The organism is Nocardioides jishulii (assembly GCF_006007965.1).
Taxonomy (GTDB): Bacteria; Actinomycetota; Actinomycetes; order Propionibacteriales; family Nocardioidaceae; genus Nocardioides; species Nocardioides jishulii.
The window spans coordinates 2,457,232-2,484,052 of the sequence record NZ_CP040748.1 but is presented as its reverse complement, the minus strand read 5'-3'; the positions used below and the strand labels follow the sequence as shown (position 1 = coordinate 2,484,052).

The window sequence follows — 26,821 nt, the reverse complement described above, 5'->3', positions numbered from 1 at the left end:
CCCACCCAGCCTCACCCGCCCCCCTCAGCCTCAGCCCTGACCCGTCAGCACCTCGAGAAGGAGACATCCCATGCCCGTCGGTACCGGAGCCGTCATCACCCCGCAGGAGAAGAAGGGCACCAAGTTCGCCCTCGTCCTGCCCTCCACCAACACCTCTGTCGAGCGTGAGCTCCACGACCTGCGCCCCCAGGACTGCTCCTGGCACACGGGCCGGATCATGATCAACGCCCCTGCCCTGGACTCGGCCGAGGCGTTCGGCCTCTTCCGTGAGGGCCTCAACGAGGCGATGCCGTCGGCGCTCGAGATCGTGATGACGTGCAACCCCGACTACATCGTCATGGGCATGAGCGCGGAGACCTTCTGGGGCGGTGTCGCCGGCAACGCCGAGTTCGAGCAGCGGGTGCGTGACCTGACCGGCCGCGAGGTGACCACGGGCGCCACCGCCGCGGGTGAGGCGCTGAAGGCGTTCGGCGCGAAGCGGATCGGCATCGTGACCCCCTACCAGCCGGTGGGCGACGAGCAGGTCGTCGCCTACTTCACCGAGCTGGGCTTCGAGGTCGCGGGGATCACCGGCCTCTGCTCGGAGTCGGCCACCTCGATCGCCACCGAGTCGCCCGAGAAGCTGCGCGAGGCCTTCCTCTCGGTCGACGGCGACGACGTCGACGCACTGATCCAGTGCGGCACGAACCTCGAGTGCGCCGCCACCGCTGCTGCCCTGGAGAAGGAGATCGGCAAGCCGGTCATCGCGATCAACATCGCGACCGCCTGGCACGCCTTCCGCACCAACGGCATCGCCGACCGGATCACCGGCTACGGGCGCCTGCTCGAGGAGCACTGACGCCTCGCTGACGCGCCCTCGCTCGCGTCTCCCGCACACGGCGTGCTGACCGGTCTAGTGTCGGAAACAGGCGTCGAAGGGAGAGTGCGATGAGCGAGGCAACGCGCGGTGAGGGCCCGACGGGATGTGACTGGGACGCGCTCGACGCCCGGTGGAGCGAGTTCGAGCGTGCTCTCTCGCGCCACCTGGCCCGGATGGTCGACCCCGACGAGGCCGACCTGCTCATCCTCGAGGTGCCCGGTTTCGACGACGACGAGCCGGGCACCGCGCCGTACGCCCAGTTCTCCGCCTGCGACGGGGGAGAGGCGCTCCACACGGAGGTGGCGGGCAACGCCCACCTCGGGTCCCCCTTCAGGCTCGACGAGGCCTCCAGCGCCCGGACGCGGCAGGCCGGGTGGGCGGGGGCCGACGGGCACGAGAAGAACTGGTTCCGCGAGGACCCGGTGTCCCGGGCGCCCGAGGTCGCTGCCGGGGTCGTGGAGGCGCTGCGCACCCAGTTCGGGGTCGTCCACCCGGAGCTGCTCACCTACCGGTCCTGGGGGCCCGCGGCCCGGATCGCCGACGACCTGGGGCTCTGCCAGAGCGCAGCGGTGCCCATCGACACGGTCGACCAGCGAGGTCGTACGACGGAGTCGTTCCCCGAGGGGGAGGTGCACGAGCCAGCGAGTCGTGACGACCTGCTGGCGCTCGTCGGCGGCGTGCTGCGCCTCAAGTTCGACCGGGTGACGTTGGAGGACGACGGCGACTTCGTGGTGCTCCACCAGGGGCAGCCCGTGTTCGTCCGGGTGCTGTCCGACCAGCCCGCCGTGCAGGTCTTCACCCGCGTGGTCCACGGCGTACGGTCACGCCGGGGCGCAGCGGTCGAGCTCGGGCTGCTCAACCGTGACCACCCGTGGGTGAAGTGGACGCTGCACAGCCGCTCGGTGTGGCAGAGCCTGATGGTGCCCGCGATGCCCTTCGCCGAGGTGCACCTGGCCGGGATGCTCGACGTCTTCCTGATGGCCATGGCCGACACCCGTCACGACCTCGCCGTGAGGACCGACGGCGAGGTCGCCTGAGCCTGCTGCCTCGCGCTGCCCCTGCACCTGCCCCAGCAGGCGCACGAAGGGCCGGCCCGGGGGTGAGGCCGGGCCGGCCGTTCGCTCTTCTCGGGGGGTCGGGGGTGGGGCAGTGGCGGAGGTCAGGGAGTCACGGCAACAGACGCGCCGTGCTGCAGTTCGACGACGCCGGTCGGCCGTTGAGGCGGTCGACCACCCAGTCGCGGGCCGATCCCTGCTGGGTCAGCAGCGGGCCGAGGTGGGTGAGCATGAGCCCTCCGCTGCTGGCGAGCTGGATCACCGGTCGGTAGGTGACGTTGGCCCCCTTGGCGCACCAGTCGAGGGCGAGCTGCTTGGCCTGTCCGTGGGCGACGATGTCGTCCTTGGTGCCGGTCAGGACCTGCACCGGGATGGTCGGCTTGAGGCGGCCGATCCGCTGGTCGTCGACGGCCTTGAGCAGCGTGGGCTCCTTCGCCACGTCGGCCGCGGCGAGGTTGCCGCTGCGGGTCCAGCGCGACGTCTTCTGGAGCCCGAAGGCGAGGATCGCGTCGGCCACGCACTGCTCCTTCGACTTCTCGATCGCCGCCCGGCCCTCGGCGTTGACGAGCTTGTCGAGGTAGGGCGTGAGCTCGGGGCGGTAGGCGTGCAGCGCGTTGATCGACCACGGGATGGCCCCGGTGAGCAGCGAGCCGTCGACCGACTTCATGACCTCGAAGAGGTTGGCCGGCGGGCCTCCCACGTAGGCGCCCTTGAGGTTGAGCTCGGGGGCGTAGGTGGGGGCCAGCTCTGCAGCTGCCCCGGCGGCGCCGCCACCCTGGGAGTAGCCGTACAGGCCGATGCCGGAGCGCTTCGTCAGTGACGTGCCGGGCAGGGCCAGAGCGGCCCGGGCGGCGTCGAGCACGGCGTTGCCCTGGTCGATGCGGTTCATGTACGTGTGCACGCCGGGGGTGCCCAGGCCGACGTAGTCGGTGACCACGACGGCCACGCCGTCGTTGAGGAAGCCGTAGATGGAGGGCACCTCGTAGCCGACCATGAACTTGTCGTTCTCGACGTTGACGAACCTCTCGAGGGTCTTCGACGGAGCGCAGGCGTCGGCGACGCCCTGGGTGCCGACGGAGAACGACACCAAGGGACGGTCGCCGGTGCCGGACCACCGCTTGGAGGGCTCGATGTAGACGCCGGAGACGGCGGCAGCGGTGCCACCCTCGGTGGTGGTGCGGTACATGATCCGCGTGGCCGTCCCGGGCAGGCGGGTCTCCCGGCCGCCCAGCGGGAACGAGATGCCGAGCTTCATGGGCTCGGCCTTGACGAGTGCGCCGTTGGCCGCCGGCAGCTCTGCCGGCGGCGTGTAGAAGTCACCCTCTGCGGCGGAGGCGGGGGTGGTGGGGCTCAGCAGGCTGAGCAGCACGACGCCGACAGCGGCAGCGACGCGGGTTGATCGGATCATTCCAGGCTCCCTCACACTGATCTCCCGTGAGCCGGCGCGCGCGAGCGCACCGACGACACGGCTGTCTCCCTTGGCGACAACGGTGGCGGAAAGCCCGGACGGCTGGTTGTCAGATCACGACAACGTCTTGTCGGATGACGACAAGTGGGCGCTTTGCCGCACAGCTGCGGCCGTGGCGCCCCACCATGCTCGCGCCCGTCGCGAGAAGGTGGCGGCCTCCGCGTAGCCGATCCGCTGGGCGACCTGGGCGATCGGCAGGTCGGTGCCGGTGAGCAGCTGCCGAGCCGTGTGGCGGCGCAGGTCGTCGAGCACCTCGCCGAACGACGTCCCGTGGGCCTCCAGCAGACGTTGCAACGTGCGGGGGTGCACGCTCACCTGCCTGGCCACCGCGGTGAGCGTGAGGGGCGTCTTGCCCATCGCGTGCGAGAGCGCGGTGCGTACGACGTGGACGACGTCGTCGGCCGGGTTGCGTCGGTGACGCGCGAGCATGGCGATCGCCAACCGGTGCAGCTCCTCGTCGTGCTCGCGCAGCAGGAGGCTGGCCAGGTTGCCGGTGATCCGTACGACGGCCGCTGGGCGCCCGCCGCGCACCGGGCCACGGAAGTGGCGCCGGTAGGCCTCCGCCTCGCCGGGTGAGGGTACGTGGGGGAGCTCGACGCTGCGCAACCCGTAGGGACCGCCCACCAGCTCCACCGCGGCGCGGTGTGCGAACCCGAGGACCAGCCCGGTGCTCTGGGGGCTCGGGGTCCGGTCGGGCCCTGCGTCGAACTGCACACCGGCCACGCCGGGGGAGCCCAACGGGTCCGGCACCGCCTGCAGGCGCAATCCTTCGGCGTGCACGAAGAGGAAGTCGCTGACGTAGTCCAGCGCCGTGGCCAGGGACTCCGAGTGCTTGACCGCCAGGCCCAGTGGCCCCAGGAGGGAGAGGTCCTGGCGCCTGGCCATGCGCAGGCCGAAGTCGGGGCAGCCCAGCTCGTCGGCTGCCGTCTCGAGCGCGGTCGCCACAGCCACGTCGGAGACCAGCTCGTTGGTGGAGTCGAGGGCGGTGACCGACATGCCGGAGCGCCGGGCGATGTCGTCGGCGTCACCGCCCAGCTCCTGCACGGTGGCGCGGAAGCCGTGCAGCCCGGCAGATCGGATCATCGACACGAACGGAGGATCCGTGGCGAAGGCAGGCGCGGTCAAGGCGCTTCCGGGCTTCTGAGATCCTGAAGGTGGGTTCGGCCCCCGACCGGAACGTGCAGAGATCATCGAGGAGGAGTGGGGAAGTGGGCGGAAGCCACGCGCACGAGGCGCATCCCGAGAGCGTCAGGATGCGGCGTTGGGCGTTGATGGTCCTGGTGCCGTTCGCCCTCCTCACCGTGGTCGCCATGGTGCTGTTGTGGCCGGGAGAGGTGCAGCGGGAGGACCAGACGCCGGGCGCCGGCCAGCTCGGTGGCGAGGTGGTCTCCATCGACAAGGAGACCTGCGCCGAGGAGGTGGCCGACGAGGTCAACGGGTGCGGCACGGCGACGGTCAAGGTCACCGACGTCGCCGAGGCCACCGAGACGGAGGGCGAGCCGCCCGCCGAGGTCGGGGAGGAGGTCGAGGTCTCGCTCCCCAACGGACCCGGGGCCCCACGTCTCGACGTCGGTGACGACGTGCTGATGCTCCACATGGCGACTCCGGACGGTCAGACCTTCGACGTCGTCGACCACCGACGCGGTTCGCAGATGTGGGTGCTCGCCGCAGCGTTCGTGCTCGCCGTGGTCGCCTTCGGCCGGTGGCGTGGAGTGACCTCCCTGGCCGGCCTCGCCCTGACCTTCTTCGTGCTGCTCCACTTCGTCGTCCCGGGGATCCTGGGCGGTGAGTCGCCGGTCGTGATGGCGCTGGTGGGATCGGCGTTCATCGTGCTGAGCGTGATGTACCTGACCCACGGCTTCAGCCTGGTCACCACCGTCGCGATGCTCGGCACGATCGCCAGCCTGGCCCTGACCGGCGTCCTGGCGTGGTTGGCCGTCTGGGGACTGCACCTGAGCGGCGTCACCGACGACATCTCCACCACGGTCGGGATGGACCTCGGGGTGGACATGCGTGGACTGCTCCTGGCCGGCATCGTGATCGGCTCGCTGGGCGTCCTCGACGACGTCACCGTGACCCAGTCCGCGACCGTGGCCGAGCTGGCGCGGGCGAACCCTGACTACGGGGTCGGCCACCTCTACCGTGCAGCCGCGCGGGTCGGCCGCGCCCACATCGCCTCGGTGATCAACACCATCATCCTCGCCTACGCGGGCTCGACGCTCCCGTTGCTCGTGCTGATCGTGGCCAGCAACCCCTCGCTCGGTGACGTCGTGAGCGACCAGGTGCTGGCGCAGGAGATCGTGCGCAGCGCCGTCGCCACGATCGGGCTGGTCGCCGCCGTGCCGCTGACGACCGCCCTGGCGGCCGTGGTGGCGGGCCGCCTGGCCCGAGACTGACGCGGGTCAGCCCCGGAGCACCTTCGACACCTGCGCCGAGAGCTCGGCGACGGCGTCGGCTGCCTGGTCGTCGGCTGCCGGGTCGTCGGCTGCCCGGTCATCGGCGCGCTGACCGGGGTCGAGGAGCCTCGTGGTCGAGCCCACGGGGTCGACGCACACCACCGCCAGCACCTCGTCCGGCGTCGGGTGACGGTCCTGGGCGCCCAGCCCGAGGCGTACGCGGTCAGCGACGTGGTGCCACACGGCACCGGAGCGCTTCCCGGGGGTCGTCCACCCTGCCGCGGTCAGCACCAGGGGCGTCCCGGCGGTGGTGTCGACCAGCTGGCCTGCGGTGTTGCGCCACAGGCCCACCTCTCCGTCGGCCAGCGTGCGGCGGGCGCGCGCGGCGCCGTGGGAGGAGACCATCGGCAGCCCCACCGTGGGCGAGTGCTCGTTGACCGACCACGGCAGCTCGACACCGCGAGCAGTCCGAACGCCCGGCAGCCGTGCCGCGCCCGTCGGCCCACTCAGCTCGGTGACGCGGGTGCTGCAAGCCCCGGGAGGCTGTCGGAACCGGTGCTCCCACCCGCCCACGACCTCCACAGCGCCTGACGACTCCCGCTCCTCCTCGAGCAGGGTCGGCCACGGCTGCTCGTCGACCTCGGCGTCGAGCAGCGCGGCGAGCCGGGTGACCTGCGCCCGTGCGTGCGCGGCGGCCCGGGGACGCACCGGTCCACCCGGCAGCACCAGCCGGAAACCGAAGCCGAGGAAACTCGCCACCCGACGGTCCCAGGCGTCCGCGTCGCACGTCACCTCGACCCCGTCGACCCAGGTGCGTGCCGCCCCGGGAGACGGGGTCGCGGCGTTCACGGTCGGAGGCTCAGCGTCCGTCCGCGGCCAGCGCCGCAGCGCGGAACGCGGCGGAGCGCTCGGTGTAGTCGGCGAACTCGTCGTAGCTCGGGGCCCCGGGGGAGAGCAGCACGACGCGGGCCGGGTTGGCCGCCGAGCCGGCCCAGGTCACCGCCTCGCCGAAGGAGTCGAAGAGGTGGGCGCCCAGGTCCGGGGCCTCCGCAGAGATCCGGGCTCCGGCCGGCCCCACCAGCAGCACCACCAGCTCGGGGTGGGAGCGCAGGTGCGAGAGCAGCGGTGAGAAGTCCAGGCCGCGGTCCTCACCGCCGACGACGACGGAGATCCGCTCGCCCGGCAACGATGCGAGCGAGGCCACGACGGCCTCCGGGGCGGTGGCCAGGCTGTCGTCGATCCAGCGCCGCTCGTCGCCGGACGGCACCGGCTCCATGCGGTGCGGCAGCGGGGCGAAGGTGCGCAACGCGGCCGCGAGGGTGGTGGGTGCGATGTCGAAGAGACCGGCGAGCCGCAGGGCCACCGCGATGTTGGCGGCGTGGTGACGACCCGGCAGCGGGAGGTCGGGGGCGGCCACCCGGGTGCCGTCGGGCCACACCACGTCGCCGGCCTCGTCGACGTGGACGCCATCGGCGTCGGTGAGCAGCACCTCGGTGCCGGGCGAGACGCGCTCGCGCACGCGGCGTACGACCTCGGGAGCCTCCGCCGGCACCACCACGACCTCGGGCCCGTGAGCCACCGCGTTGAGCTTGTCGTGGAAGTACGCCTCGAGGGATCCGTGCCAGGTGAGGTGCTCAGGGAAGAGCGAGGTCACCGCGACGACGCGCGGCGAGCGGGTCAGCGACTGGGCCTGGTAGCTGGAGAGCTCCATGACCACGACCTCGGCGGGCGGGTCGGTCTCGGCCAGCACGCTGGTGCCGATGTTGCCGCGCAGCGAGGAGCGCAGTCCGGCCGCAGCGAGGAGGTGGTGCAGGAGGCTGGCGGTGGTCGACTTGCCCTTGGTGCCGGTCACCGCGACCACGCGCTCGGCGTTGTCGTTGAGCCAGAGGTCGGTGAGGCTGGTGACCGGGGTGCCTGCCGCGACCAGCTCACGGTGGAGGGGGTGCACGACGGGGACGCCGGGCGACTTCACCACCACGTCGGCGGCGAGCAGACGCGTACGCCCCTCCTCGCCGTAGGCCAGGTCGGGGTGCGGACCCTGGACCCGGTCGGGCTCGGCGACGCCGACGTCGACCCCGAGGTCGCGCAGGTGCTCGGTGACGGAGGCGCCCTCGCGTCCGAAGCCCCAGACGACGACGCGACGCCCTGAGAGGTCAGAGAACCTCACGTGCTGCCTTCTCGTAGGAGGCGGGCAGCAGGTGGTCGTCGCTGAAGCCGAAGGCCGACTCGACGCCTGCCTCGTCGACGAGGCAGGCAGCGACGGCCGGGTCGGTGAAGAACGGGTGGCCCTCCCACTCGGGGTGCCGGCTGACCAGGGTCAACGCTGCGCGGCACTCGTCAGGCTCGCCCACGCACTCGAACGGCTTCATCCGACCGTCGGCGTTGAGCAGCTCCAGGAAGCCTTCGCGCTGGTCCGGGTCGGCGAAGAGGTCACGTCCCCCGAAGATGCCCTGGAGCGCCTCGCGGCCCATGAAGGGCGAGAGGCACAGGAAGACGAAGTGGCACTTCGGGCACTCGCCGCACCACAGCCGACGCCGGGACTCGTCGAGGTGGAAGGCGCGGTTGCAGCTGGTGAAGACCGAGTGGTAGCCGGTGAGGGCACCGAAGCGGCGCATGATCGCGAGCTCGGTCAGCGGGCGCAGGAACGAGAAGTAGCGCACGCCGGCACCGGCCGAGGCGTGGGCGAGGAGGCGCTCGAAGTCGATGCCCTTCGACCACTGGTGGTTGACCTCGATGCCCTCCCACGTGATGTTGCCGAAGGACGACGACGCCTCGTTGGAGAAGACCACGGCGTCCAGTCCGAGCCGCTCGGCCGTCAGCAGCCCGATCACCGAGTTGACGGCCGTGACGGGCACGTGGCCGTTGAGCGCGCCAGCAGCGTTGAGCTCGAAGAGCAGCGGGTCCAGCGCGCGGCGGGCCACCACCAAAGGAAGCTCGGCCGTCCGGGCGGTCGCCTCGATCGGGGCGTACGAGTTGACCGAGAAGAGGGTCGGGGTGACGCCCATGCCCCGCAGCGACTCGATGGTGACGATGGAGTCCTTGCCGCCACCGACGGCGACGAGCGGACGGACCGGGTCGTGGGCGACGGACGCGTGCGGCTCGGGCTCGGGGAGTGGCGGGGCCTCGACGCCTGGCCGCAGGGCCTGCGGCACCTGGTTGCGGTAGGCGAACTCGCCCAGGCCGTGGGCCACCACCTCGACCAGGAAGTCGCGCTCGACCTGGGTCAGCCCGCTCGGCACGCGCACGGTGGCGGGGATGCAGGTCTTGTAGTAGCTCGGCGCCGCGGCGAGGGCCAGCAGGCGGAGCAGCCGGACGGAGGGCGTCACCGTGGAGTCACCCGGGAGGGTGACGCGTTCGGTGAACTCGACCGACTCGTCGGTCTCACGGTGGACGATCCGGTAGGGCAGCGCGATGACGGCCCCGTCGACGGTCGGTTCCAGGACCTCGAGGACGAGCGATGCTGCAGGCGTCGACAGGACCCAACTCATGCGCGCCAGCATACGCAGCGCGGCCACGGCTCCCGGCGTCGGCGAGCTGCCCGCGGAGTGGGACGTCAGGCACACCCGCATGGCGGGCCGGGGCGCTTCGGCACAATGTCGGCCATGGCCAAGACCAATGCAGGCAACTTCTTCGAGGACTTCACCGTCGGTCAGGTGATCGAGCACGCGACTCCGCGGACCGTCACCGAGGGGGACCGCGCGCTCTACGGCGCCCTCTACCCGACCCGGTTCGCGCTCCCGTCGTCCGCCGAGTTCGCAGCGTCCGTCGGGCTGCGCGGCGCCCCCGTGGAGGAGCTGATCGCCTTCCACATCGGCTTCGGCAAGACGGTGCCGGACATCTCGCTCAACGCGGTGGCCAACCTGGGCTACGCGGAGTGCCGTTTCCTCGAGCCCGTGGTCGCCGGTGACACCCTGACCACGAAGTCCGAGGTGATCGGCCTCAAGCAGAACTCCAACGGCAGGACGGGCGTCGTCCACGTGCGCTCCACCGCGACCAACCAGCGGGACGAGGTCGCTGTCGAGTGGGTCCGCTGGGTCATGGTCCACAAGCGCGACGCCTCCGCCCCGGCTCCCGAGACGGTGGTGCCGGAGCTGGCCCAGGTCGTCGACGTCGCCGACCTGGTTGTCCCGGAAGGGCTGGACTTCCGCGACTACGACTTCACCGCGGCCGGCGAGCCCCACCGCTTCGACGACTACGAGGTGGGCGAGAAGATCGACCACGTCGACGGCGTGACGCTCACCGACGCCGAGCACATGATGGCCACCCGGTTGTGGCAGAACACGGCCAAGGTGCACTTCAACACCGAGGCACGCCCTGACGGCAAGCGCCTCATCTACGGGGGCCACATCATCTCGATGGCCCGTGCGCTCTCCTTCAACGGTCTGGCCAACGCCCAGCTGATCGCCGCCATCAACGCCGGCGCCCACGCGTCCCCCGCCTTTGCCGGTGACACCGTGTACGCCTGGTCCGAGGTCCTCGACAAGGCCGAGACGTCCGCGCCGGGCGTCGGCGCGCTGCGTCTGCGCCTGGTCGCGACCCGCGGTCGGGACGAGTCGATGACCCTGCGGGGCGAGGACGGCAAGTACGCCCCCGACGTCCTGCTCGACCTCGACCTCTGGGCCCTCGTCCCGCGCTGACCGCACGGTCCCGCGAGGCGGCGACGCCCTGACCCCCGGGTCAGGGCGTCGCGCCCGGGCGTCCGCGACGTGGCCCCGGTGCCGAACCGTCACCGGACCCCTGTTTGCATTGCCCCATGACCGACGAGAAAGCCCTCGCCGAACTGGGTCGCCTGCGCGCGAGCATCGACAACCTGGACGCAGCACTGGTCCACCTCCTCGCGGAGCGCTTCAAGTGCACCCAGCGGGTCGGTGAGCTCAAGGCCTCGGCCGCGATGCCGCCGGCTGACCCGGCGCGTGAGGAGTACCAGATCAAGCGCCTGCGCGGCCTGGCGGAGAGCTCCGGGCTCGACCCGCAGTTCGCGGAGAAGATCCTCGGCCTGATCATCGAGCAGGTCATCCGCAACCACCGGTCGCTGCAGGAGAAGTGAGGCGCGGGCGCCACCCGCGCGCCTGCGTCGCCGAGTGAACGCATCCTCGATGCGTGGTAGGGAGGTCGTGTGCCGGACGCCCCGGAGACGCCTACGCCCCGGGACCCCCTGAGGGGGGTCCTGCTCGAGGCCCTGCTTCGCGGTACGTCCCTGGCCATCGCCGTGGGGGACACGCAGGGCCGGGTGCGGCTGATGAGCCCGGGGCTGCAGGAGCTGATCCAGAACCGCTTCTCACCGGTGCCGGTCGAGGACATTCCGCGCTACTTCCGGGTCTACACCGAGGACGGTTCCCGCCTGCTGCGCAGCGACGAGGAGCCGCTCAACCGTGCCCGACTGGGGGAGACCTTCCAGGACCAGGTGATGGCCGTCGAGCTGCTCGACGGCAGCCACGTCGTCCTGCGGGCGCGCGGTGCTCCGTTGCTCGGTGAGGACGGGGCCGTGCAGGGCGGGTTCGTCCTCTTCGACGACATCACGGCGCAGCGTGCGCAGGTGGAGCGCCAGAACGCACTGCGCGACCGGCTGGTGGAGACGGTCAACCACGAGCTGCGCACGCCGCTGACGGCGTTGCTCGGCCACGCCGAGATGCTGGAGGACCTGGTTCCCCAGCTCCCGGGGTGGGCGGCGACCTCGCTCGACCGGGTCCTGGAGGCGGGCGAACGGTTGAGTGACCTCGTGAGGTCGGTCTCCGCCCTCGTCGACCTCGAGGAGGTGGGCCACGTCCATCCCGCGGAGCACGACCTGGTCCCGCTCCTGAAGCGGTGCGTGGACGACGCCACCGCGAAGCGGCCGTGCCACGGCGTGGTCGTCACGGCACCGCCCACCCTCATGGCCATGGTCGACGAGCGCCTTCTCGCGCGCTCGCTCAACGCCCTGCTGGTCAACGCGCTCCAGCACGGTCCGCCCGGCGCGCCGGTGCACCTCACGGCCAGACAGACGAACGCGGGGATCGAGGTCACCGTGGAGGACCGGGGCGCCGGCATCTCCCGCGCTGAGCGTGAGCGCCTCGTGATGCCCTTCGAACGAGGCGTCGAGGGACTGACCGCTCGTCCCGGGAGGGGGTTGGGGCTCGCCGTGGCACGCAGCGTGGCCGAGGCCCACGGTGGCGGTCTGGAGCTGCACGACAACGAGCCGAACGGGCTGCGGGCCGTCCTGAGACTGCCTTCGCCGGTCCACAGGGCCTAGCCGGGCGTCCGGAGCGCCCGGGGACCAACGCCCGAGCCCGGTACTGGTCGGTCTAGTACTGGTCGGGCTGTACGTCCCTGAGCTGGGCGTGAGCCTCCAACGCACGCTCGGCGTACGTCCGGCCCACCTCCACCATCTCGGCCGCACGGTGGAAGTCGAGGGTCTTGCAGATGTCCTTGGGCATCGTGATCATCACGTCCGGCGGATAGCTGGCGAGTCGGTAACGGGTGACGACGCTCTGCAGGGCGTCGAGCGACAGCTCCATCACGCTCAGCATCCCCAGGTCGGCGGGCAACCCCTCGAAGCTGCCCCCGGCCTCCTCGTGGGCGGGCAGGCCCGTCGCGTCGTCGCCCTCGATCTCGGGGTGCGTCGTCTCGGCCCGCCGGGCCGCCAGCCACGAGGTGATGCGGCGTCCGGTCTCGCTGTCGAAGACCTGGGAGGCGGTGCGTCGCAGACGCTCCTGCCACTCGCTCTCGGTCCGGGGATCGGCGGACTCACGCACCCGCTCCGCACCGACCGGCGTGCCGTTGACGTTGACCGCCACGACGAGGTCGACGTCGAGGCCGGAGAGCGGTGCGATCGGCACCGGGTTCATCAGGCCGCCGTCGGCCAGCAGCCGCCCGTTGAGCATGACCGGCGTGAAGAAGCTCGGAAGCGCGATCGAGGCGCGTACGGCCATGTCGACCGGCCCTTCCTGGAACCAGACTTCCTTGCGCCCCAGCAGGTCGGTGGCGACAGCGGTGAAGGGCATGGGCAGGTCCTCGACGCGTGCCCCCGCCAGGAGCTCGCTGACCCGGGCCATGACCCGGTCGCCCTTGATCGCGCCGGGGGAGCGCAGGGTGGGGTCGAGCAGCCGGATCACGTCGCGCTGGGTGAGACGGCTGACCCAGTGTTCGTACTCGCCCAGCACCCCCTTGGCGTGCAGGGCGCCGACGAGCGAGCCCATCGAGGTGCCGGCGATGCCGACCACCTCGTAGCCACGCTCCTCCAGCACCCGCACGACCCCGATGTGGGCGTAGCCACGCGCGCCACCGCCGCCGAGGGCCAGTGCGATGCGCTTCCCGGTGGTCATGGCCCCATGCTAGCCATCGGGGCGCAGTTGTAGGTTTGCTCTGGCGCGGCCCCCCGAGTCGCCGGCGCCAGGAAGGTATCGATGAGTGCCGAGTCCCCCCTGTGGGCCCAGTCCTACGCCCCCGGCGTGCCGTTGACGCTGGAGTACGGCGACACCACGGTGCTGGACCTCTTCGAGTCAGCGGCTGAGGCGTACGGCGACCGCCCCGCGCTCGACTTCATGGGACGCATCACCTCGTACGCCGCGACGCACGACGCGGTCCTCCGCGCGGCCTCGGGTCTGCGTGACCTCGGGGTCCGGGCGGGCGACAACGTGGCGCTGGTGATGCCCAACTGCCCGCAGAACGTGATCGCGTTCCTGGCCGTGCTGCGGCTGGGCGCGACCGTCGTCGAGCACAACCCGCTCTACACCGCCTCCGAGCTGCGAGGGCCCTTCCTCGACCACGGCGCCCGCGTCGCCGTCGTGTGGGACAAGGTCGCTGGCGTCGTCGGCTCGCTGAAGGACGACTGCGCGCTGGAGCACGTCGTCGCCGTCGACCTCACGAGTGAGCTGCCACTGACCAAGCGCCTCGCTCTCAAGCTCCCGATCGCCAAGGCTCGCGCCGCCCGCGACCAGCTCCACGCGCCTGCGCCCGGGACGACGCCGTGGCGCGAGCTGCTGGCCCACGAGCCCCTGCCCGACGACCATCCCCGCCCGGTCGCCGACGACGTGGCGCTGACGCTCTACACCTCCGGCACCACCGGCGCTCCCAAGGGCGTGCCGCTGCGTCACCGCAACCTGGTGGCCAACGTCCTCCAGGGGCAGAAGTGGGTCTCGGGCATGGTGCCGGGCCAGGAGTCGGTCCTGGTCGCGCTGCCGCTCTTCCACGCCTACGGCATCACCGTCAGCGTCCTGCTCGGCCTCTCGGTGGCGGCCAAGCTGGTGCTGCTGCCGAAGCCGGAGATCCCGCTGGTGATGGAGGCGATCAAGCGCGACGTGCCGTCCTTCGTGCCGGCCGTCCCGCCGCTCTACCAGCGGATCGTCGACGAGGCCGAGCGCAGCGGCGTCTCCATCCGCGGCATCAAGTGGGCCCTCTCCGGGGCGATGCCGCTCCACGCCCCGCTGGTCGACCGGTGGGAGGCCGCCACCGGTGGGCTCCTCGTCGAGGGGTACGGGCTCACCGAGACCTCGCCGGTGATCGTCGGCAACCCGATGTCGAAGGGCCGGCGGCCGGGTTCGATCGGGGTTCCGTTCCCCGACACGCAGGTGCGCATCGTCGACCCCGAGAACCTCGACCGCGAGGTGGAGCTCGGCGAGCGCGGTGAGCTCCTGGTCAAGGGTCCCCAGGTCTTCGACGGCTACCGCGGCCTTCCCGAGGAGACCGCCGCCGCCTTCCACGACGGTTGGTTCCGCACCGGTGACATCGTCACGATGGCGCCCGACGGCTTCATCACGGTGGTCGACCGTATCAAGGAGGTCGTCATCACCGGGGGGTTCAACGTCTACCCCTCCGAGGTGGAGGCCGTGCTGCGTCGCCACCCGAGCGTGGCCGACGCCGCCGTCGTGGGCGTACGCACCATTGAGGACTTGGAGGAGGTCGTCGCCGCGGTGGTCGCCGCCGAGGGCGAGACCGTGGATCCCGAGGACGTCCGCTCGTTCGCCCGGGCCGAGCTCACGCGCTACAAGGTGCCGCGCCGCATCGTGGTGGTGGAGACGCTGCCCACCAACCAGATGGGCAAGGTGCTGCGACGCGAGGTCGTCGACCTGCTGCAGCAGTGAGCTGCGGGGCGAGACGTCCTGGCTGCGTCAGCGCACGAGACGTGCCGTGACGCGCACGGCGAGCTCGCCCACGGGGTCGCCACCGCACGCCCAGCCGGAGTTTCGGCCGCAGCGGCGGTGGTCGGCGGCCGTGTGGGTGGTGAGCACGACCAGGCGCCGCACCTTCGTGGAGGAGGCGGGGAACCGCGCCCTGGCCCGCCCCGCACCGTCCAGCTTGAGGCGCCGCAGGCGTACCGACCCGTCGGCCCGGTGCACGAGCACCGAGACCCGGGCGTACGTCGCGCGGGTGGCCCGTACCTCGAGGCGCAACGTACGACGCCCACGCGGCAGTGCTCCGACCGTGACCTGCGTGGTGCGTGAGGACAGGTGTGGCAGCCTCGCTGCGCGCGAGGCGGTCCGCTGGGCCCGACCGAGGCGGAGGCGGTCGGTCACCGGCGCGCTGCGGTAGGCCCCACCCTCGCGGTAGTGGCGTCCTGGTCGGAGGTTGGCGCGGGTGAAGTCGGAGTAGAACGCTGGCCAGGCCGCCCCGCGGCTGGCGAGCACCGACCGCACGCCCTTCAGCGACCACTCGTCAGGGGCGCCGCGGGAGGCGTCGAGGCGTTCCCAGACGCGGCGGACCGCGGGGGCACCGAACCGCTGGGCGAGGAACTGCACGAAGATCCAGTTGCCGTAGTGCCCCGACTCGGCGTCGAGCGGCGTGGTGGGGGAGCCGAGCTGTCCCTTGGCGAGGAACTGCCGGTTGTCGTTGACGCCGTCGAAGACGACCTCCTCCATCCAGGTGGCGGAGGCCTCCATGAACCACGTGTCCTCGGAGAGGTCGTAGTTGAACTGCACCGCGTGGAAGAACTCGTGGGCCACCGTCGCAGCCAGGGCGTCGTTCGGGCGCCCGCCGAGACCCAGCATGTCGTTGTCCAGGACGCAGTACGACGTGGCGCGGGCGTGCTCCCCGGCCACCAGGTCCTCCGGCGCGCAGAAGCCGTAGTAGCCCTGCGGGGACAGGTCGGCGAGGTAGACGTCGAGCCGACCGTCGGTGCTCTCCTCGCCGTCGGCAGCCGCCTCGCTGCCGCTGGCCGGGGCGCGGTAGCCCAGGTCGTCCACCACGCGCCGCCACGTGGTCTCGACGAGCGCCAGAGTGCGGGCCGTCCACGCGTCGGTGGCGGCGTGCCGTGACGTGGTCACCCGGGTGACGCAGACGTCGGCTCCGCAGACGCGCTCCGGGGTGGTTCCCGTGGGGTAGCGCCACTGGCCGGGAGCGGTCGCGGCCGTCGGTCGGGAGAGGAGGCGGGAGGCGGCCGCGCGCCCGGCGCGGTCGAGGTCGCCGCGCGCGAGCCAGAGGTCGCGCAGCGTCAGGGTCAGGTCGGTCCCGGGGGCACCCGGGTCGGGATCCGCAGCCACGCCGGCGACCTGCTCACGTGCCGTGGTGAGTGCGGTCGAAGCGTCGGCTGCGTCGCGGGGGGCGTCGGTCGCCGCGTCGGCCAGCGCGGAAGTCGCGCCGAGGGGGCCGAGCGGAGCAACGACGAGGGCAGCGAGGAGCGCGGCCACCAGGCCGATGACCAGTGCGACCGGGTGCTTGCGCGCGACGACCGGGCGTCCCCGCCCGGGGCCGCTGGCCGGCCGCGGGCCCGGCGTCACAGCTCGGCGATGTGTTCGATGATCGCGGTCGTGGAGATCGCGGGGGTGCGGGCGAGGTAGACGACCTCGCAGATGTCGTTGAACTCGTCGAACTTGCCGGCCCAGTCGTCGCCCATCACGAGCACGTCGGCCTGGTGCTCGAGGATGTAGTCGCGCTTCTGCTCGAGGCTCTCCTCCACGAAGACGTCGTCGACGACCTTGAGGGCGTTGACGATCGCCAGGCGTTCGGCCTCGCTGAAGACCGGCGTACGCCCCTTCTTGCGCAGGTTGAGCTCGTCGGCGGAGACCCCCACCACGAGGCGGTCACCCAGCGAGGCGGCTCGCTCGAGGATCCGCAGGTGACCGACGTGGAAGACGTCGAAGGTGCCGAACGTGAGGACGGTGCGTGGCATGGGCGTCATCCTTTCACGAGCAGGGCAGGATGGAGGCGATGACTGACACCACCACGCCTTCGTCGGGGAAGCCGATCTCCATCGTGACCCCGGAACCGGAGGCCGACGCCGCTCGACGCCGCGGCCTGCGCACCATGCGTACGCTCGCCGTCGGCCTGCTCGTCCTGGCCGCCATCGTCTACGTCGCCACGTTGGGCCGCGACGGGGTGTGGGGCTACGTGAACGCCGGCGCCGAGGCCTCCATGGTCGGCGCGATCGCGGACTGGTTCGCGGTCACTGCGCTCTTCCGTCACCCGCTCGGCCTGCCGATCCCGCACACGGCACTGGTGCCGAAGCGCAAGGACGACCTGGGGCGCGGGCTGGAGGAGTTCGTGGGGGAGAACTTCCTGCAGGAGGAGGTCATCCGCGACCGTGTCGAGGCCTCCACGATCTCGCTGCGCATCGGCGAGTGGCTCGCGGAGGAGGAGCACGCCCGGCGCGTGGTCGACGAGGCGTCCGAGGTCGCGGCGATCGGGTTGGGCAAGGTGCGCGACGACCACGTCGTCGACTTCGTCACCCAGGCCCTGATCCCGCGGTTCCGCGACGAACCGATCGCGCCGCTGGCCGGCAGCCTGCTGACCGAGGTCGTCCACGACCGGGTGCACCACGGCCTCGTTGACCTCGGGATCGTCGAGCTGCACCGGTGGCTGGTGGAGAACCCCGAGACCTTCACCCAGGTGCTGCTGGAGCGCGCGCCGTGGTGGACGCCGCCGCGTCTCAACGAGGTGGTCACCGCCAAGCTGCACACCGAGGCGCTGAAGTGGCTCGAGGACATCCGCGACGACCCGCGCCACCATGCCCGCGAGGCGCTGGACTCGATGCTGGAGCAGCTCGCCAGGGACCTTCTGGACGACCCGGCCACCCAGGCGCGTGCCGAGGGCCTCAAGAACCGACTGCTCGAGCACCCGCAGGTCACCTCCACGGTCGTCTCCCTGTGGAACGCGTTGCGTCGCGCCACCCTGACGTCGTTGCGTGATCCCTCCGGCGCCCTGCGGGAGCGGGCGGTGGTGGAGCTGCTCGACTTCGGCACCCTGCTGAGGTCGGACGCGGGGCTGCGCGGGCGCCTCGACCGGATGGCGGCCGACGCCGCGGTCTTCGTGGTGGCGCGGTACGGCGCCGAGGTGACGGCGGTGATCACCCACACCATCGAGCGGTGGGACGGCCGTGAGGCGGCGGAGAAGATCGAGCTGCACGTCGGCCGCGACCTGCAGTTCATCCGGATCAACGGCACGGTCGTCGGGGGAGTGGTCGGCCTGCTGATCCACGCCGTCAGCCAAGCGCTCGGCCACTGAGCCGCGCCGCCGGCACCCGGTGGGAGACTGGTGCCATGACGACACCCCCCGACTCCGGAGCCGAGCCCATGGACGTGGGCATCCGCGACGAGTCCATCAGGCTCGGCCAGTTCCTCAAGCTCGCGAGCCTGGTCGAGCACGGGGGAGAGGCGAAGGAGCTCGTGGCGCAGGGCGCCGTGGCCGTCAACGGCGAGGTGGAGACCCGTCGAGGTCGCCAGCTGCACGACGGCGACGTCGTGACGCTCGGCGGCCAGGCCGCTCGCGTCGTGCACGGTGAGGTCGTCGACAACCTGCCCTGGTGATCGCCGGGCGCCTCCGGAGACGACAGAGCCGCCGCACCCCACGTGGGGCACGGCGGCTCACGTACGCCTCACTTCACGGCGAGCAGGTCCACCACGAAGATCAGGGTCTCGTTCGGGGCGATCGCGCCCGGTGCGCCACGCTGGCCGTAGCCCAGGTGCGGCGGGATCACGAGGCGACGACGACCGCCGACCTTCATGCCCTGCACGCCGGTGTCCCAGCCCTGGATGACCTGGCCGATGCCGAGGCGGAACTGGAGCGGGGTGCCGCGGTTGTAGCTGGCGTCGAACTCCTCGCCGGTGGAGTGGGCCACGCCGACGTAGTGGACGGAGACGGTGCTGCCGGAGGTGGCCTCGTCGCCGTCGCCCTCGATGAGGTCGGTGATCTCCAGGTCTGCGGGGGCGTCACCCATGTGCGGGTCGACTTCGGGCTTCTCCATGGCTGCCTCTCGTTGGTGCGGGTGCGGGCACTCGTGTGCTCGCCACGTTCATCCTAAGCAGCGGCCACGGCGCCGCCGGCCCCCACGTAGGCTGCGCCGGGGCCGTGCCCGGCCCTCACGACCGCAGGAGATGTCCGATGACGTTGCCCATGACCTTCACCCTCTCCGACGACGAGCGCCCGACCTCTTGGTACAACGTCGTCGCCGACCTTCCGACGCCCCCTCCGCCGCCGCTGCACCCGGGCACCCACCAGCCCGTGGGTCCGGACGACCTGGCTGCGCTCTTCCCCCCGGAGCTGATCGCCCAGGAGGTGACCACCGAGCGCTACGTCGAGATCCCCGAGGCGGTGCAGGAGGTCTACGCCCAGTACCGTCCCGCGCCGCTCATCCGAGCCCGCAAGTGGGAGGAGAAGCTCGGCACGAAGGCACGCATCTACGTCAAGTACGAGGGCGGTTCGCCGGCCGGCTCGCACAAGGTCAACACCGCCGTGCCGCAGGCCTACTACAACAAGCTCAACGGCATCGACCGGCTCACCACGGAGACCGGCGCGGGGCAGTGGGGCACCGCGCTCGCGTACGCCTGCTCGCTCTACGACATGACCTGCGAGGTGTGGCAGGTCGGCCACTCCTTCGACACCAAGCCGCAGCGACGCACCCTGATCGAGGTCTTCGGGGGCACCGTCCACCGTTCGCCGTCGCAGATGACGGAGTCGGGCCGGGCCTTCGAGGAGGGCCACCCCGGCTCGCTGGGCATCGCGATCTCCGAAGCCGTCGAGCTGGCAGCCCAGGACGAGTCGGCGAAGTACGCGCTGGGCTCGGTGCTCAACCACGTGCTGCTGCACCAGACCGTGATCGGGCAGGAGGCTGTCCTGCAGCTGGAGAAGGCCGGCGAGTCCGGCGCCGACGTCGTGATCGGCTGCGCCGGCGGCGGCTCCAACCTGGCGGGGCTGGTCTTCCCCTTCCTGCGGGGCAACCTGACCGAGGGCAAGACTGCGCGCCTGGTGGCGGTCGAGCCGTCGTCCTGCCCGACGATGACGCGGGGGACCTACGCCTACGACTTCGGTGACACGGCCGGCCTGACGCCCCTGATGAAGATGTACACCCTGGGCCACGACTTCGTGCCGTCCCCGATCCACGCCGGCGGCCTGCGCTACCACGGCATGGCTCCGCTGGTCAGCCACGTGGTGCACGAAGGGCTCGTCGAAGCGGTCGCCCTCGACCAGGACGAGTGCTTCGCCGCCGCGGTCGAGTTCGCACGTACGCAGGGCATCGTCGCCGCACCGGAGTCGTCGCACGCGCTGGCCCAGGCCCGCCGGGAGGCGCTGGCCGCCGACGAGGCGGGCACCGAGCCGGTGATCGTCGTCGGCCTGTCCGGCTACGGGTTGCTCGAGCTGGGCGCCTTCGACTCCTACCTCAAGGGCAACCTGAGCGGCGACTCACTGCTCTCGGACGCCGAGCTCGAGGCGTCGCTGGCCACCCTGCCGCAGGTGGACGAGTCGCAGATCCACGCCTGACCCTGATCGACCACGGGGCCCTCCCGCGCGGCGCGAGGGCCTCGTGCGTCGTGGCTTGCGGGTGGGCCTTCAGGACGTGTGGACGTACTGGCTGAGCTGGTCGCGCTCGAACTCCAGCTCCCCGATGCGGCTCTTCACCACGTCACCGATGCTGACCACGCCGGTCAGTGCGCCGTCGGTGAGCGCCGGGACGTGCCGGATGCGCCGGTCGGTCATCAGCTGCATGAGCTCGGTGACGTCGTCGGTGCCCTCGCACGTGTGGACCTCGGCGGTCATGATCGTGGAGACGGTCCGATCCAGGATGCCGCTGTCGTCGCCCAGGTGGCGGACGACGTCGCGCTCACTGACGATCCCGTCCAGGGCCGCGCCGTCGCTGCTCACGATGACGGCACCGACGTTGTGCTGCGCCATCAGCGCGACCAGGTCGGCGACCGTGGCGTCGGGCGTGATCGTCACGATCTCCTGGATCTGCTTGCCCTTGAGCACGTCGTTGACTCTCATGGCTCTCCTCCTGTCCAGGAACCTTTGCGGTCACCGTAGTGCCCCGCGGCGGTCCTGAACAGGGGTGGCAACGATCCGGTGGTGGCCGGTGTGGCCGTGAGCGTGCGTGCCGCCTCGGGTCAGGAGGTGGGGCGTCGACGGAGCTCAGTCACCGAGCCGGCCCCACGGGACTGCTGGTCGGGGTCACTGCCGTCGTGCTCGGAGCTGCCCAGGAAGGCCAGCGCCGCGTCGTGCAGGTGGCCGTTGGTGGCCACCGCGTTGCCTCCCCAGGGGCCGTCGTCGCCGGCGAGGGAGGTGAAGCGGCCACCTGCCTCGCGCACGATGATGTCCAGCGCGGCCATGTCGTAGAGCTCGAGCTCCGGCTCGGCGGCGATGTCGACGGCGCCCTCGGCCAGCAGCATGTAGGACCAGAAGTCGCCGTAGGCGCGGGTGCGCCACACCCGACGGGAGAGCTGGATGAAGGCGTCGAGCTGCTCGCGCTCCTCCCAGCCCGACAGCGAGCTGTAGGAGAAGGAGGCGTCCTCGAGGCGACGTACGTCGGAGACCTCGATCCGCTGGCCCTTGAGCAGGTTCTTGCCGGTCCAGGCGCCGCCGCCCTTCGAGGCCCACCACCGACGCTGCAGCTGGGGGGCCGAGACGACGCCGACGACGACCTCGCCGTCGACCACCAGCGCGATCAGGGTGGCCCAGACCGGGACGCCCCGCACGAAGTTCTTGGTGCCGTCGATGGGGTCGATGATCCACTGGCGTTGGCTGTGGCCGGTCGAGCCCTGCTCCTCGCCGAGGATCGCGTCGCGGGAGCGGGTCTTCGACAGCGTGCGGCGGATGCCCTCCTCCACGTCGCGGTCGGCGTCGGTGACGGGCGTCAGGTCGGGCTTGCTCATGACGTGGAGGTCGATCGCCTTGAAGCGCGACGTCGTCAGGGAGTCCGCGTCGTCGGCCAGCACGTGGGCGAGTCGCAGGTCGTCGGTGTAGTCAGAGGAGCCGGAGCCGGAGATCGACATGGGGCAAGGCTAGATGCTGCGGCTGGCTCTCAGTACTCCTGCCCGCCCTCGCGCGCGGCGAGGAGGCGGCGGAAGGACTCGACGCGGTCCGGGTCGGCGGTGCCGGCGGCGAGCGCCTCGTCGAGCTCGCACTCCGGCTCGCCCTCCCCGTGGGTGCACCCTCGGGGGCACTCCTCGGTCATCTCGTCGAGGTCGGGAAAGGCCTCGATGAGTCGCTCGGGCTGCACGTGGGCCAGGCCGAACGAGCGGATGCCGGGGGTGTCGATGATCCACCCGGCGTGGTCGGGCAGCGCGAGGAGGTAGGCCGAGGTGGAGGTGTGGCGCCCTCGTCCGGTGACCGCGTTGACGTGTCCGACCTCGCGGTGGGCGTCGGGCACCAGGGCGTTGACCAAGGTCGACTTGCCCACGCCGCTGTGACCCACGAGCACGCTGGTGTGCCCCTGCAGGGCAGCACGGACCTCCGACAGGTCGTCGCCACGCTGCGTGACCACCCACGGCACGCCGAGGGAGCGGTAGGTCCGCAGCAACGGCTCGGGATCGGCCAGGTCCGCCTTCGTCAGGCAGAGCAGCGGCGCCATGCCGGCGTCGTACGCCGCGACGAGCGCGCGGTCGATGAGTCGGGGGCGGGGCTCCGGGTCGGCGAGTGCGGTCACGACGACCAGCTGGTCGGCGTTGGAGACGATCACGCGCTCGACCGGGTCGTCGTCGTCGGCGGTGCGGCGCAGCACGGTCGTGCGCTCGGTCACCTCGACGATGCGGGCGAGGCTGCCGTCGCGGCCCGACACGTCTCCGACGACGCGCACGCGGTCGCCGACCACGACCCCCTTGCGGCCGATCGGGCGTGACTTCATCGCCATCACCCGATGGCCGTCGACGTCCAGGGTGAAGCGACCGCGGTCGACGGTGATGACCCTGGCGTCCACCGCGTCGTCGTAGCTCGGACGGTCCTTGGTGCGCGGGCGCGTACGCCGACGGGGTCGCTCGTAGCTCTCGTGGTCGGTCTCGTCGTAGCGGTGGCTCATCGTCTCGTGGACCCGCCCTCAGACCCGAGCGGCCCAGAGGCCGGACCAGACGGAGGCGAAGTCGGGGAACGTCTTCGACGTGGTCGCGATGTCCTCCACCTCGACGCCCTCGACCGCTGCCGCCAGGATCACGCCGGCGTGGGCCATGCGGTGGTCGGCGTAGGTGTGGAAGATGCCGGGGCGGAGGGGGGAGGGGTGGATCTCGATCCCGTCGGGGAGCTCGGTGACCCGGCCGCCGAGACCGTTGATCTCGGTGGCGAGAGCGGTCAGGCGGTCGGTCTCGTGTCCGCGGATGTGCGCGATCCCCGTCAACCGGGAAGGAGTCTCCGCGAGGGCGCACAGGGCGGCGACGGCCGGCGTCAGCTCACCCACGTCGTGCAGGTCCTCGTCGATGCCACGCAACCGCGCGGGACCCGTGACCGCCAGGCCCTCCTCGACGAACCCGACCTCGCAGCCCATCCGTTCGAGGATCTGCGCCATGGCCGCCCCCGCCTGGGTGGTGGCGCGGGGCCAGTCGCGCACCACGACGCGTCCCTGCGAGACCGCAGCCAGGGCGAGGAACGGAGCAGCGTTGGAGAGGTCGGGCTCCACGAGGTGGTCGCGGGCACGGATCGGGCCGGGGGCGACCGCCCACCGGTCGGGGACCGAGTCGTCGACCTGGACGCCGTGCTGGCGCAGGAGCTGGACCGTCATGTCGATGTGGGGGAGTGAGGGGACGGGAGCGCCCTGGTGGACGACCTCGACCCCTTCGTCGAACCTGGCCCCGACCAGCAGCAGCGCGGAGACGAACTGGCTCGACGCGGAGGCATCCAGGACGACCCGGCCGCCCCGGACCCGACCGGTGCCGTGGACCTCGAACGGCAGCCCGCCCCGGTCACCGTCCTCGACGCGTACGCCGAGCGCTCGCAGCGCCGTCAGCATCTCGCCGACGGGGCGGTTGCGCATGTGCGGGTCGCCGTCGAAGGACGTGGAACCCGGGGCCAGCGCCGCGACGGGCGGCACGAACCGCATGACCGTGCCGGCCAACCCGCAGTCGACGGCACGCTCCCCGTCCTTCGCCTGGCCGCTGAAGGCGGCGGGCGTGACGTGCCAGTCGGGACCCTCGGTGTCGACGTGGGCGCCGAGGCTTCGCAAGGCTGCGGCCATGAGCAGGGTGTCGCGCGAACGCAGGGCCTTGCGGACCACCGAGGGCCCGTCGGCCAGCGCTGCCAGGATCAGGGCGCGGTTGGTGAGTGACTTGCTGCCGGGGAGGTCGACGACGAGGTCGACCGGCGACGAGGCATGCGGCGCGGGCCAGGGATCGAGGGTCTCGGGGAGCAGGCTCACCGGACCAGCCTAGTCATCGCGTGAGTCTCGGTGCAGGTGCAGGTCGAGGCTGTTGTTGGAGAGATCGACGTCCTCGACGTCGTCGCTCGCCACGGTCAGGGTGAGCACGGGGGAGCCGGCCAGTCGGACCACCGAGAAGGTGATGACCTGGTCGGTTCCGGTCCCGGTCAGGGTGCAGCGCACCGGGCCACCGAGGAAGGACGAGCAACCCGGCGTGCTCGTCGAGTAGAGGTGGAGGCCGTGGTCCCGCACGGTGAACGTCGCGGTGGCTCCCTTGGGCAGGCCCGAGACCGTCGCGGTGACCTCGTGGTTGAGGAACCCGCGGCTGGAGGTCGCCGAGAGCTTCACGTCCGGCTGGGGCTCGGGGGTGGGGCTGGGCGTCGGCGTGGGTGTCGGGCTGGGGTCAGGCGTCGGCGTCGGCGTCGGGGTGGGGTCCGGCGTGGGCTCGGGTGTCGGGGTGGGGTCCGGCGTGGGCTCGGGCGTCGGGGTGGGGTCCGGCGTGGGCTCGGGCGTCGGGGTGGGGTCCGGCGTGGGCTCGGGCGTCGGGGTGGGCGACGGCTCAGGCGACGGGCTCGGGGAGGGCTCTGGCGATGGGCTCGGGGACGGGTCCGGTGAAGGGGTCGGGCTGGGCTCAGGCGTCGGCGTGGGCGTCGGGGTTGGCTCGGGCGTCGGCGTCGGCGTCGGCGTGGGCGTGGGGCTGGGCTCGGGCGTCGGGCTGGGCTCCGGCGTGGGGCTGGGACTGGGCTGAGGGCTGGGGGAAGGCGTCGGCGTGGGGCTGGGCTCCGGAGAAGGCGACGGTGAGGGGTCCGGAGAAGGGGACGGCGACGGAGACGGTGAGGGCTCCGGCGACGGCGAAGGGCTGGGTTCCGGCGACGGGCTCGGCTGGGGCGTGGGGCTGGGGCCAGGCGTCGGCGTCGGTGACGACGGCTCGGACGTCGGGCTGGGCTCGGGCGTGGGTGAGGTGCCCGGGCCCGGCGTCGGAGCAGGGTCGGAAGGGCTGGGCGAAGGGCCAGTGGTGGGGGCCGGCCCGTCAGTCTGGGACGGTCCGTCAGTCGGCGCGGGCTCGTCCGGCGGCGGGACGGGCCCGTCGGGTCCGTCAGGCCCACCGGGGCCGTCAGGCCCACCGGGGCCGTCAGGCCCGCCGGGGCCGTCGTTCGGGGGGTCGCCGTCGGGATTCGGCGCGTCGGTGGGGACGCCACCCGCGCCGGGCGGTTGGTCTCCGGGCGCGGGGACGTCCCCGGGCGGGAAGGGCACGCCGAACGGCAGGCCGCCCGCTCCCAGCGGCACCTCGCCGTTCGGCCCGCCGCGCCCCTCCGGCATCCCGGGCAGTGGCGTGGGCAGGACGGAGGCAGCGCTATGTGGGTCGGACGCGACGAGGGGTGGCTCCGTGGGATTCATCGCCATGATCACGGCGGCAGCCGCCGCGCCGGCGAGGGCCAGCCCAGCGGCTCCGGCGGCCACGGTGGCGACGGTGTTTCCCATGACCGCGTCGCGGACGCGACCGGCCGCGCTGGAGAAGGAGCTCGCCGCGCCGGCGCCACCCGCGGCGGCCGAGCCGACGTACGCCGTGGCGAGCCCGCCCAGCAGCAACGGCGCGAGGATGCCCGCCAGGTTGTTGTTGACCTCGGTCAGCTCGAGGTAGATCGCCATGCATCCGCGGCACTCGTCGAGGTGCGACTCCACCTTGGCCGAGTCGCGCCGCGACGTGCCGTTGCGGATGTAGGCGCCCATGGTCTGGTGCACCCAGCGACAGGTGTCGCCCTCGATCTCGTTGGCGTGCTCGTTGAGGAACGCCTGTCGCAGGCCTTCCCGGGCCCGGTAGGCGAGGGCTGAGACGGAGTTGGGCGTCATGCCGAGCAACGGAGCGACGTCTGCGGGCTTCTGCCCCTCGACCTCCGTGTGCCACAGCACCAGCTGCCAGCGCTCGGGCAGCGATGCGAACGCGCGCGCTGCGGCGGCGCTCTCGAACCCCTCGACGGCGGTGTCGCGGAAGGGCACGCCGGGGTCGAAGGGCTCTAGGTCGTCGGTCGGCTGCACCTTCGAGGAGGCGCGGGCCTTGTCGACCCGCAGGCTGCGCAGGGCAGTCAGCAGGTAGGCACGGAAGGCGACGTCGGGGCCACCGCCACGTTGGAGCACGCCGAGCACCTTCGCGAACGCCTCGGCCACCAGGTCCTCGGCATCGGCGCGTTGCGCCAGCTGACGAGCCAGCCGCCGGGCCGCCTCGACGTGTCGTGCGTACAGCAGTCCGTAGGCATCAAGATCTCCGCCGCGGACCGCCGAGATGAGTTCGGCGTCTCCGGGCTCGTCGATCAAGGGCAGCGCTGAGGTCACGGCACTCGCATCCGAGGACGATGGGACTCGCTCAGCGTAGCGATTTCCCGGCGCCGACGCGCTCGTCCGAGGAAAACTTCTCATTTGGCGTCATGCGGCGCCGTGCTGAACGTCTCTTCGGCAAGCCGTTCGAGTCAGAGGGGAGGGAGTCATGGGGATCTTCGCCGCATGGGGGCGCCAGAGCGCCACGGC

24 protein-coding genes are annotated in these 26,821 nt (G+C 71.8%); 10 read left to right on the top strand and 14 right to left on the bottom strand.

Annotation, left to right across the window (positions count from 1 at the left end; genetic code table 11):
• Positions 1 to 70 precede the first annotated feature (70 nt).
• Entirely contained in the window at positions 71 to 838 is a 768-nt protein-coding gene (locus FCL41_RS11795) for a maleate cis-trans isomerase family protein (RefSeq protein ID WP_137067098.1), read from the top strand.
• An 89-nt stretch (positions 839 to 927) separates the two neighbouring features.
• Positions 928 to 1,896, top strand: coding sequence for a TY-Chap domain-containing protein (locus FCL41_RS11790; protein WP_137067097.1), 969 nt, complete (start codon positions 928 to 930; stop codon positions 1,894 to 1,896).
• Positions 1,897 to 2,026: 130 nt separating this feature from the next.
• On the opposite strand, the gene FCL41_RS11785 is transcribed toward FCL41_RS11790, so the two are convergent.
• Positions 2,027 to 3,322: a lipase family protein gene (locus FCL41_RS11785; protein WP_137067096.1), complete on the bottom strand. Its 1,296-nt coding sequence runs from the start codon at positions 3,320 to 3,322 to the stop codon at positions 2,027 to 2,029.
• 114 nt (positions 3,323 to 3,436) lie between these two features.
• Positions 3,437 to 4,465, bottom strand: coding sequence for an AraC family transcriptional regulator (locus tag FCL41_RS11780; protein WP_239021875.1), 1,029 nt, complete (start codon positions 4,463 to 4,465; stop codon positions 3,437 to 3,439).
• A gap of 125 nt (positions 4,466 to 4,590) precedes the next feature.
• Between FCL41_RS11780 and FCL41_RS11775 the strand changes: the two genes are divergently transcribed.
• Positions 4,591 to 5,778 (top strand): YibE/F family protein, encoded by a 1,188-nt coding sequence (locus FCL41_RS11775; protein ID WP_212723196.1) that lies wholly within the window; start codon positions 4,591 to 4,593, stop codon positions 5,776 to 5,778.
• Between the two features lie 6 nt (positions 5,779 to 5,784).
• On the opposite strand, the gene FCL41_RS11770 is transcribed toward FCL41_RS11775, so the two are convergent.
• The 3 genes from FCL41_RS11770 to FCL41_RS11760 are packed head-to-tail and all read right to left on the bottom strand — an operon-like array spanning position 5,785 to position 9,266.
• Entirely contained in the window at positions 5,785 to 6,627 is an 843-nt protein-coding gene (locus FCL41_RS11770) for a hypothetical protein (protein WP_137067094.1), read from the bottom strand.
• A 10-nt stretch (positions 6,628 to 6,637) separates the two neighbouring features.
• Positions 6,638 to 7,945: a UDP-N-acetylmuramoyl-L-alanine--D-glutamate ligase gene (murD, locus tag FCL41_RS11765; RefSeq protein ID WP_170970340.1), complete on the bottom strand. Its 1,308-nt coding sequence runs from the start codon at positions 7,943 to 7,945 to the stop codon at positions 6,638 to 6,640.
• Positions 7,932 to 9,266 carry a MurL-like N-terminal domain-containing gene (locus FCL41_RS11760; RefSeq protein WP_137067092.1) on the bottom strand — a complete coding sequence of 445 codons (1,335 nt, stop codon included), beginning with the start codon at positions 9,264 to 9,266 and terminating at the stop codon, positions 7,932 to 7,934. Before FCL41_RS11760 ends, murD begins: the two co-directional genes overlap by 14 nt.
• Before the next feature lie 114 nt (positions 9,267 to 9,380).
• On the opposite strand from FCL41_RS11760, the gene FCL41_RS11755 reads away from it, so the two are divergent.
• From FCL41_RS11755 to FCL41_RS11745, 3 genes are all read left to right on the top strand, one after another.
• Entirely contained in the window at positions 9,381 to 10,415 is a 1,035-nt protein-coding gene (locus FCL41_RS11755) for a MaoC family dehydratase (protein ID WP_137067091.1), read from the top strand.
• Positions 10,416 to 10,531: 116 nt separating this feature from the next.
• Entirely contained in the window at positions 10,532 to 10,825 is a 294-nt protein-coding gene (locus FCL41_RS11750; RefSeq protein ID WP_137067090.1) for a chorismate mutase, read from the top strand.
• 69 nt (positions 10,826 to 10,894) lie between these two features.
• Complete coding sequence (locus FCL41_RS11745; protein WP_170970339.1) at positions 10,895 to 12,007, top strand: sensor histidine kinase; 1,113 nt, start codon at positions 10,895 to 10,897, stop codon at positions 12,005 to 12,007.
• A 52-nt stretch (positions 12,008 to 12,059) separates the two neighbouring features.
• Here FCL41_RS11745 and FCL41_RS11740 read toward each other — a convergent pair whose 3' ends face one another.
• Positions 12,060 to 13,079, bottom strand: a complete 1,020-nt coding sequence (locus FCL41_RS11740) for a patatin-like phospholipase family protein (RefSeq protein ID WP_137067088.1) — start codon at positions 13,077 to 13,079, stop codon at positions 12,060 to 12,062.
• Between the two features lie 81 nt (positions 13,080 to 13,160).
• On the opposite strand from FCL41_RS11740, the gene FCL41_RS11735 reads away from it, so the two are divergent.
• Positions 13,161 to 14,837, top strand: coding sequence for a long-chain-fatty-acid--CoA ligase (locus tag FCL41_RS11735; protein ID WP_137067087.1), 1,677 nt, complete (start codon positions 13,161 to 13,163; stop codon positions 14,835 to 14,837).
• 27 nt (positions 14,838 to 14,864) lie between these two features.
• Here the strand turns inward: FCL41_RS11735 and FCL41_RS11730 are convergent, their stop codons facing one another.
• Both FCL41_RS11730 and FCL41_RS11725 read right to left on the bottom strand, forming a co-directional pair.
• The gene (locus FCL41_RS11730; RefSeq protein ID WP_137067086.1) at positions 14,865 to 16,469 is read right to left on the bottom strand and encodes an MXAN_6640 family putative metalloprotease; all 1,605 of its coding nucleotides are present in this window, start codon (positions 16,467 to 16,469) and stop codon (positions 14,865 to 14,867) included.
• Positions 16,466 to 16,861 (bottom strand): FAD synthase family protein, encoded by a 396-nt coding sequence (locus FCL41_RS11725; protein ID WP_170970338.1) that lies wholly within the window; start codon positions 16,859 to 16,861, stop codon positions 16,466 to 16,468. The genes FCL41_RS11730 and FCL41_RS11725 overlap by 4 nt, the downstream gene beginning before the upstream one ends.
• 38 nt (positions 16,862 to 16,899) lie before the next feature.
• Between FCL41_RS11725 and FCL41_RS11720 the strand changes: the two genes are divergently transcribed.
• Together FCL41_RS11720 and FCL41_RS11715 are read left to right on the top strand one after the other, a co-directional pair.
• A complete protein-coding gene (locus FCL41_RS11720; protein ID WP_137067084.1) occupies positions 16,900 to 18,192 on the top strand; it encodes a DUF445 domain-containing protein in 1,293 nt (430 codons plus the stop codon).
• 68 nt (positions 18,193 to 18,260) lie between these two features.
• Complete coding sequence (locus FCL41_RS11715) at positions 18,261 to 18,494, top strand: RNA-binding S4 domain-containing protein (RefSeq protein ID WP_212723207.1); 234 nt, start codon at positions 18,261 to 18,263, stop codon at positions 18,492 to 18,494.
• Positions 18,495 to 18,562: 68 nt separating this feature from the next.
• Here FCL41_RS11715 and FCL41_RS11710 read toward each other — a convergent pair whose 3' ends face one another.
• The gene (locus FCL41_RS11710) at positions 18,563 to 18,931 is read right to left on the bottom strand and encodes an FKBP-type peptidyl-prolyl cis-trans isomerase (protein WP_137067082.1); all 369 of its coding nucleotides are present in this window, start codon (positions 18,929 to 18,931) and stop codon (positions 18,563 to 18,565) included.
• Between the two features lie 137 nt (positions 18,932 to 19,068).
• Here FCL41_RS11710 and FCL41_RS11705 point away from each other — a divergent pair, with 137 nt between their 5' ends.
• Positions 19,069 to 20,445, top strand: coding sequence for a TrpB-like pyridoxal phosphate-dependent enzyme (locus tag FCL41_RS11705; protein ID WP_137067081.1), 1,377 nt, complete (start codon positions 19,069 to 19,071; stop codon positions 20,443 to 20,445).
• Between the two features lie 69 nt (positions 20,446 to 20,514).
• Here the strand turns inward: FCL41_RS11705 and FCL41_RS11700 are convergent, their stop codons facing one another.
• From FCL41_RS11700 to FCL41_RS11680, 5 genes are all read right to left on the bottom strand, one after another.
• Entirely contained in the window at positions 20,515 to 20,946 is a 432-nt protein-coding gene (locus tag FCL41_RS11700) for a CBS domain-containing protein (RefSeq protein WP_137067080.1), read from the bottom strand.
• A gap of 119 nt (positions 20,947 to 21,065) precedes the next feature.
• Positions 21,066 to 21,950 (bottom strand): histidinol-phosphatase, encoded by an 885-nt coding sequence (gene hisN, locus FCL41_RS11695; RefSeq protein ID WP_137067079.1) that lies wholly within the window; start codon positions 21,948 to 21,950, stop codon positions 21,066 to 21,068.
• A gap of 29 nt (positions 21,951 to 21,979) precedes the next feature.
• Positions 21,980 to 22,972: a ribosome small subunit-dependent GTPase A gene (rsgA, locus tag FCL41_RS11690; RefSeq protein WP_137067078.1), complete on the bottom strand. Its 993-nt coding sequence runs from the start codon at positions 22,970 to 22,972 to the stop codon at positions 21,980 to 21,982.
• Between the two features lie 18 nt (positions 22,973 to 22,990).
• Positions 22,991 to 24,298, bottom strand: a complete 1,308-nt coding sequence (gene aroA, locus FCL41_RS11685; RefSeq protein ID WP_137067077.1) for a 3-phosphoshikimate 1-carboxyvinyltransferase — start codon at positions 24,296 to 24,298, stop codon at positions 22,991 to 22,993.
• 9 nt (positions 24,299 to 24,307) lie between these two features.
• Complete coding sequence (locus FCL41_RS11680) at positions 24,308 to 26,629, bottom strand: sigma-70 family RNA polymerase sigma factor (protein ID WP_170970337.1); 2,322 nt, start codon at positions 26,627 to 26,629, stop codon at positions 24,308 to 24,310.
• Between the last annotated feature and the right edge of the window lie 192 nt (positions 26,630 to 26,821).

What these genes read in the sequence shown, in the direction of transcription:
- FCL41_RS11710 (WP_137067082.1), bottom strand. Translation starts at nt 18,931, where the DNA reads ATGGAGAAGCCCGAAGTCGACCCGCACATGGGTGACGCCCCCGCAGAC.
- FCL41_RS11785 (WP_137067096.1), bottom strand. Translation starts at nt 3,322, where the DNA reads ATGATCCGATCAACCCGCGTCGCTGCCGCTGTCGGCGTCGTGCTGCTC.
- FCL41_RS11720 (WP_137067084.1), top strand. Translation starts at nt 16,900, where the DNA reads ATGACTGACACCACCACGCCTTCGTCGGGGAAGCCGATCTCCATCGTG.
- FCL41_RS11725 (WP_170970338.1), bottom strand. Translation starts at nt 16,861, where the DNA reads ATGCCACGCACCGTCCTCACGTTCGGCACCTTCGACGTCTTCCACGTC.
- hisN (WP_137067079.1), bottom strand. Translation starts at nt 21,950, where the DNA reads ATGTCGATCTCCGGCTCCGGCTCCTCTGACTACACCGACGACCTGCGA.
- FCL41_RS11750 (WP_137067090.1), top strand. Translation starts at nt 10,532, where the DNA reads ATGACCGACGAGAAAGCCCTCGCCGAACTGGGTCGCCTGCGCGCGAGC.
- FCL41_RS11790 (WP_137067097.1), top strand. Translation starts at nt 928, where the DNA reads ATGAGCGAGGCAACGCGCGGTGAGGGCCCGACGGGATGTGACTGGGAC.
- FCL41_RS11760 (WP_137067092.1), bottom strand. Translation starts at nt 9,266, where the DNA reads ATGAGTTGGGTCCTGTCGACGCCTGCAGCATCGCTCGTCCTCGAGGTC.
- FCL41_RS11705 (WP_137067081.1), top strand. Translation starts at nt 19,069, where the DNA reads ATGACGTTGCCCATGACCTTCACCCTCTCCGACGACGAGCGCCCGACC.
- FCL41_RS11735 (WP_137067087.1), top strand. Translation starts at nt 13,161, where the DNA reads ATGAGTGCCGAGTCCCCCCTGTGGGCCCAGTCCTACGCCCCCGGCGTG.
- FCL41_RS11780 (WP_239021875.1), bottom strand. Translation starts at nt 4,465, where the DNA reads ATGATCCGATCTGCCGGGCTGCACGGCTTCCGCGCCACCGTGCAGGAG.
- rsgA (WP_137067078.1), bottom strand. Translation starts at nt 22,972, where the DNA reads ATGAGCCACCGCTACGACGAGACCGACCACGAGAGCTACGAGCGACCC.
- FCL41_RS11755 (WP_137067091.1), top strand. Translation starts at nt 9,381, where the DNA reads ATGGCCAAGACCAATGCAGGCAACTTCTTCGAGGACTTCACCGTCGGT.
- FCL41_RS11700 (WP_137067080.1), bottom strand. Translation starts at nt 20,946, where the DNA reads ATGAGAGTCAACGACGTGCTCAAGGGCAAGCAGATCCAGGAGATCGTG.
- FCL41_RS11740 (WP_137067088.1), bottom strand. Translation starts at nt 13,079, where the DNA reads ATGACCACCGGGAAGCGCATCGCACTGGCCCTCGGCGGCGGTGGCGCG.
- FCL41_RS11715 (WP_212723207.1), top strand. Translation starts at nt 18,261, where the DNA reads ATGGACGTGGGCATCCGCGACGAGTCCATCAGGCTCGGCCAGTTCCTC.
- FCL41_RS11795 (WP_137067098.1), top strand. Translation starts at nt 71, where the DNA reads ATGCCCGTCGGTACCGGAGCCGTCATCACCCCGCAGGAGAAGAAGGGC.